This is a genomic window from Oleiphilus sp. HI0132 (assembly GCF_001635845.1).
In genome coordinates this window covers 1-2,186 of sequence record NZ_LWGJ01001054.1, presented here as the reverse complement: position 1 = coordinate 2,186, position 2,186 = coordinate 1, and the positions used below count along the sequence as shown (strand labels likewise).

At 45.2% G+C, this 2,186-nt stretch carries 2 protein-coding genes; both read left to right on the top strand.

From position 1 onward, the window contains the following. Positions 1-2: 2 nt before the first annotated feature. Positions 3-1,421 (top strand): aspartate kinase, encoded by a 1,419-nt coding sequence (locus tag A3766_RS13065; RefSeq protein WP_231882901.1) that lies wholly within the window; start codon positions 3-5, stop codon positions 1,419-1,421. Between the two features lie 41 nt (positions 1,422-1,462). Further along, a partial coding sequence (locus tag A3766_RS13060; RefSeq protein WP_068642324.1) for an AI-2E family transporter occupies positions 1,463-2,186 on the top strand: 724 nt, incomplete at its 3' end.

Sequence of the window (2,186 nt, the reverse complement as noted above, 5' to 3'; positions counted from 1 at the left end):
AGATCGGTGGAACGTCAATGAGTGATTATGTCGCTATTCGCGATAATATAATCAGCAAACCCTCAAGAGAGGATACGATCTATCAGCGTGTATTTGTGGTTTCAGCGTATGGCGGCATGACAGACGCTTTGTTAGAGCACAAAAAGACTAGCCAGCCAGGAATCTATGCGTTATTTGCCAACGGCTTGAAAGACAAGAGTTGGCACCAGGCGCTGCAGCAAGTGAAAGCTGATATGCAGGCCATAAACGCAGGCTTATTTGGTGAAGGTGAGCTTTTGCAGCAGGCGAATAGTTTTATTGGCGAGCGTCTGGATGATGCAGAGCAGTGTCTTGTTGATCTTCAAAGACTTTGTCAACACGGGCATTTTGAGCTTTCCGCACATTTGGCGACTGTTCGGGAAATGTTGGCGAGTATCGGTGAGGCTCATAGCGCTTGGAACACTGCAAAGCTTCTTGAACGTGACGGTTTCAATGCTTGTTTTGTTGATTTAACTGGCTGGCGCGCGGCACAGCATACCTCTTTGGATGAGCGGATCGTTGAAGCGTTTCAAGGCTTGGATTTGGCAAGTCAGATACCTATCGCGACGGGTTATGCGCATAGCGAGGAAGGCTTGATGTCTACTTTTGACCGTGGCTATAGTGAAATGACCTTTAGCCGCATCGCTGTATTGACCGAAGCGCGTGAAACCATCATCCATAAAGAATTTCACTTGAGCACGGCTGATCCTCGTTTGGTTGGTGAAGAAAATGCTATTCCTATCGGACGGACAAACTATGATGTTGCCGATCAGTTAGCTAACCTGGGAATGGAAGCTATTCACCCTAAAGCGGCCAAGGGTTTACGTAGTAACCGTATTCCTTTAAGAGTTAAGAATACTTTTGAGCCTGACCATCCTGGTACACTTATCACCGGAGACTATGTCAGTGACGAGCCTTGTGTCGAAATTATTGCAGGTTGCAAGGGCATCTATGCACTGGAAGTGTTCGATCAGGGGATGACGGGTAGTGTCGATACTTATGACCAGAAAATTCTTGAGCTGATCAGGCGCTTCAAAGGCCATGTTGTTTCTAAAGATATTAATGCGAACACCATTACTCATTATCTTGCTACAAACCTGAAAACAGTAAAGCGTATATACGGTGCTCTGGAAAAATGTTTTCCTGAGGCCGAGATTGACCAGTGCAAAGTTGCGATTGTTTCGGCGATTGGCAGTAATATGCAAGTGCCTGGTATGTTGGCGGTGACGGTCAAGGCGCTGGCACAGCAGGAAATTAGTGTTTTAGCAATGCATCAATCTATGCGACAAGTTGACATGCAGTTTGTTGTCAACGAAGACGACTATGACTTGGCGGTGAAGAGCCTGCATAGTAGCTTGGTCGAAATTCACAATCACGGTATCGCGATTTGCCCTGCTAATTAACAATTAGATCTCGTGGGAACATCCTGCTAAAGGAGTTGGCAATGCATCAGATCTCTGGGTTTTCATCGGCAGCACGTACGCTGTTTGTTTTGGCGGCATTTGTTATTGTGGTTGCAGGTATACGCGCTGCTGAGTCATTGATGGTGACGTTTCTACTCTCCGGTTTTTTTGCCATCATTTGTGCGCCTCCCTTTCTCTTTATGCAACGGAAAGGCTTGCCTGCCTGGCTGTCCTTGATACTGGTGGTTATTTTTATCAGCCTGGTGCAGTTGGTGATTATCTCTATTATTACCACTTCACTCACTGCTTTCTCAAATGACCTACCCCAGTACCAGATACGCCTGCAAGCATTGATGGGCGAACTAATCAGTGGCTTAAATTCCTGGGGCTTGGATATTCCAAAGGAAAAGTTAATGCAATTGTTTGACCCGTCAACGATTTTTAAGTTGGCGGTAAGCACTCTGGGGAACCTGGGTGGCGTTTTATCGAACTCCTTTCTGATTGTGTTAACAGTGATTTTTATGCTTTTTGAAGGTGTTTCATTGCCGGCAAAACTTCATAAGGCTTTCGGCGAAGACAGTACCTTGATGGAGCATATTGAATTATTTTTAGAGAATGTTAATCGTTATATGAGTATCAAGGTTGTAGTGAGCCTGGGAACGGGTGGGTTAATCTATATCTGGTTGCTTATTCTGGGGGTTGAATATCCCTTGTTGTGGGCTTTAATTGCTTATCTTCTAAATTTTGTACCGAATATTGGTTCCA